The organism is Streptomyces calidiresistens, from assembly GCF_014141525.1.
In the GTDB taxonomy this organism is placed as follows: domain Bacteria; phylum Actinomycetota; class Actinomycetes; order Streptomycetales; family Streptomycetaceae; genus Streptomyces; species Streptomyces calidiresistens.
Genome location: NZ_VKHS01000525.1, coordinates 1 through 3,988, shown reverse-complemented (window position 1 = coordinate 3,988; position 3,988 = coordinate 1). Strand labels below are relative to the sequence as shown.

2 protein-coding genes and 1 riboswitch are annotated in these 3,988 nt (G+C 71.0%); of the genes, one reads left to right on the top strand and one right to left on the bottom strand.

Features of this window, described 5'->3' with window-relative positions:
- The coding region (locus FOE67_RS18910; RefSeq protein ID WP_438874254.1) for a YibE/F family protein at positions 1-1,336 on the bottom strand (1,336 nt) is incomplete at its 3' end.
- 180 nt (positions 1,337-1,516) lie between these two features.
- Between FOE67_RS18910 and thiC the strand changes: the two genes are divergently transcribed.
- On the top strand, positions 1,517-3,436 hold the full coding sequence (gene thiC / locus FOE67_RS18905) for a phosphomethylpyrimidine synthase ThiC (protein ID WP_182665876.1): 1,920 nt from the start codon (positions 1,517-1,519) through the stop codon (positions 3,434-3,436).
- A gap of 147 nt (positions 3,437-3,583) precedes the next feature.
- Positions 3,584-3,757, top strand: a riboswitch (M-box (ykoK) riboswitch).
- Positions 3,758-3,988 lie beyond the last annotated feature (231 nt).

The window sequence follows — 3,988 nt, the reverse complement described above, 5'->3', positions numbered from 1 at the left end:
GGCGGGGCCGACGGCGTCGGCCCCCGCCGCCCCGCCCCGGCGCCGCGGCGCCGGCGGGCAGCACGCCCTCCCGGTCGGCGCTGACCACCAGCGCCGCCAGGACGGTGGTGATCGGCACCGAGGCCACCAGCCCGATCGAGCCCACCAGGGTCCGCACGATCTCCTCCGCCACCAACTCGCTGAAGGCGACGGTCCCCACACTCTGTCCGGCGATGGAGAAGAGCAGCAGCAGCGGCAGCGCGGCACCGGCGTACGCCAGCACCAGCGTGTTCACCACCGAGGCGATGTGGTCCCGGCCGATCCGCATCCCCGCCCGGTACAGCTTCAGCCAGCTCGCGTTCGGCTCCGCCTGTTTGAGCTCCCACACGGCCGAGGTCTGGGTGACCGTCACGTCGTCGAGCACACCCAGCGAGCCGATCAGGATGCCGGCCAGCAGCAGGCCCCGGATCTCGATGTCGGGGTAGAGCGCGTTCACCAGCCCCGTCTGGTCGTTGGTGTTGCCGCTGAGCGCCGCCCACTCGATGAAGGCCGAGCCCAGGAAACCGATCAGCACCAGCGAGATCAGGGTTCCCAGCACCGCGACCGAGGTGCGCGCCGTCAGCCCGTGGCACAGGTAGAGCGTCGCCAGCATGATGGCGCTGCCGCCGATCACCGCCACCAGCAACGGGTTGGAGCCCTGCAGGATGGCCGGGAGGATGAACAGGGTCAGGATCGCGAAGCTGACGATCAGGCCGACCAGCGCCAGGAACCCCCGCAGCCGCCCCACCAGCACCACCGCGACCGCGAAGATCGCCGCGAGCAGCAGGATCGGCACCGATCGCTCGACGTCGAAGATCGAGTACTGCAACTCCTCCGGCGCGTCGGGTGCGTGGGCGACCCTCACCTCCTGCCCCGTGCGGAACCGCTGGGGGGCGTCCGGAGGCACGACCTCCTCGAAGGTGCGGCCCGCGTCGGGTCCGCTGGTCACCTCGACCGTCGCCAGCTCGCACGGGCCGCTGACCCCCTGCCGCACCGCGACGCCGACGTCCGCGCACGGCACCTCCCGCACCTCGGTCACCCGGGCGTCCTGGATCTGCCGGTCGAAGCCGACACCGGTGCGGTCCTCCTGCTCGGGTACGCCGCCGGGCCACAGCAGGAGCATGCCGACCCCGACGAAGGCCGCGAAGGGCACCAGGACGGCGGCGATCACCCGGCGCAGACGGCCGGAGACCGGGGCGGCGGGGCCGTGTTGGTGGGTGTGCCCGTGCGGATGGGCGTGCGCGTCGAACGCGTCGCCGGGGCCGCCGCCGTGTCCGTGGGGACCGTGGCTCTCGGGGGTGCTGGGGGGAGGCGTCACGGGAGGATCATCGCAAGAGAGGCGGGGCCCTCTGGCCATCCCCACCGGTGTGCCGTTAGCGTGAGGGGCGTTCATGTGACATCGCGGGAGCTCCGAGCACGGGGCTGAGAGGGCGCTGAACGGCTGCGCCGACCGCCGAACCTGTTACCGGGTAATGCCGGCGTAGGGAGTGGGTCTTCGATGACCGCACGGGACGCGCACACGCGCGCCGCCACGGACACCAACGGTACCGACGCGAACGCGAACGGTACCGGTGTCACCGCCACGACGAACACCGCCACCACCGAACCCACCGAACCCATCAACGGAACCAACGGAACCGACCGCACCGAAGAGCCGACCACCGCGACCGCGGATGACACCGCCCGCCCGCTCGGCTGGCACAAGGGCTACCTGGAGGGCAGCCGCCCCGACCTGCGGGTTCCCGTCCGCCGGGTGCACCTGACCACCGGCCGGGACGTCACCCTGTACGACACCTCCGGCCCGTACACCGACCCCGGCGTCGAGACCGACGTGCGCCGCGGCCTGGAGCCGCTGCGACAGCGGTGGATCATCGAACGGGGCGACACCGAGGAGTACGCGGGGCGCGAGCCGCGGCCCGAGGACGACGGGATCAGGCACACCTCGCCCCGGGGCGGGTTGCGCAATCTGGACGCCGTCTTCCCCGGTCGCCCGCGCCGCCCCCGGCGGGCCACGGGCGGTCGGGCCGTCACCCAACTCGCGTACGCCCGACGGGGCGAGATCACCCCGGAGATGGAGTTCGTCGCGATCCGGGAGAACGTCGCACCCGAGGTGGTGCGCGAGGAGATCGCCGCCGGTCGGGCGGTGCTGCCGGCCAACGTCAACCACCCGGAGATCGAGCCGATGATCATCGGCAAGCGGTTCCTGGTGAAGGTCAACGCCAACATCGGCAACTCCGCCGTCACCTCCTCCATCGAGGAGGAGGTGGAGAAGATGACCCGGGCCACCCGCTGGGGCGCGGACACCGTGATGGACCTGTCCACCGGCCGCAACATCCACACCACCCGCGAGTGGGTGCTGCGCAACTCCCCCGTTCCGATCGGCACCGTGCCGCTCTACCAGGCGCTGGAGAAGGTGGACGGCCGCGCGGAGGAACTGAGCTGGGACGTCTACCGGGACACCGTGATCGAACAGGCCGAGCAGGGCGTGGACTACATGACGGTGCACGCCGGCGTGCTGCTGCGGTACGTGCCGCTGACCGCGCGCCGCAAGACCGGCATCGTCTCGCGCGGCGGGTCGATCATGGCCGCCTGGTGCCTGGCCCACCACAAGGAGAGCTTCCTCTACACGCACTTCGAGGAGCTCTGCGAGATCCTGCGGGCCTACGACATCACCTTCTCGCTCGGTGACGGCCTGCGACCGGGCTCGATCGCGGACGCCAACGACGAGGCGCAGTTCGCCGAGTTGCGCACGCTCGGCGAGCTGAACCGGATCGCGAAGTCGCACGACGTGCAGACCATGATCGAGGGCCCGGGTCACGTCCCGATGCACAAGATCAAGGAGAACATCGACCTCCAGCAGGAGATCTGCGACGAGGCGCCGTTCTACACGCTCGGCCCGCTGACCACCGACATCGCCCCGGCGTACGACCACATCACCAGTGGCATCGGCGCGGCGATGATCGCCTGGTGGGGCACGGCGATGCTCTGCTACGTCACCCCCAAGGAGCACCTGGGGTTGCCCAACCCGGACGACGTGAAGACCGGCGTGATCACCTACAAGATCGCCGCGCACGCCGCCGACCTGGCCAAGGGACACCCGGGGGCGCAGGAGTGGGACGACGCGCTGTCCGACGCCCGGTTCGAGTTCCGCTGGGAGGACCAGTTCAACCTCTCGCTGGATCCGGACACCGCCCGTGAGTACCACGACGAGACGCTCCCGGCGGAGCCGGCGAAGACCGCGCACTTCTGCTCCATGTGCGGTCCGAAGTTCTGTTCGATGAAGATCAGCCGGGAGATCGGGGAGCGGTTCGGCGGCGACGGGGACGCCACCCCGGAGGAGATCGAGGCGGGAATGCTCGCCAAGTCCCGCGAGTTCGCCGAGTCCGGCAACCGCGTCTACCTGCCGCTGGCGGACTGAGTCGCGGCGTCGGCGTCACCCGGCCCCGCTGCCGGGCGACGCCGACGCCGTCCTCCGCGGTGCGGACGCCGGGACACGCGGAGGGGTTTGACGGGGGTGCGGCTCCGACCTACCCTCGTGGATCGTGGATCCGCCGTGAGCGGACGACAGGTGTCCCGTTAGGTGAGGCTCCTGCGCGCGTACGCGTCTGCTGCCCGGAAAGGTCGAGAGACCCCTACGGGTTGAACAGGCCCTGCCGAATCAAGGCTTGGCTTAACGCAGACCGGGGAGACCCGTGCTCCCCTAGGCCCGCAGTGCTGAAGCTCGACGTAGGGAAGCCCGGGCCGGCCCCGCCGTGTCCCGGTGCCCTGCCACGAGTGACGCAGACCTCCCCCGTGCGGGAGGTCTTTTTTCATGCCCCGGCAGGGGCCGGAGCGCAGGAGTCGTGCCCCGGGAGGGGCGGAGGGCAGGAGGAGGTGAGGGCGTCGCCACCCAGTAGTCGGGTCCCCAACGGGACCGCCGATTTCCGTGACCACCGCCGGACCACCGGCGCCCATCGGCCCGCCCCATCCC

What these genes read in the sequence shown, in the direction of transcription:
- thiC (WP_182665876.1), top strand. Translation starts at nt 1,517, where the DNA reads ATGACCGCACGGGACGCGCACACGCGCGCCGCCACGGACACCAACGGT.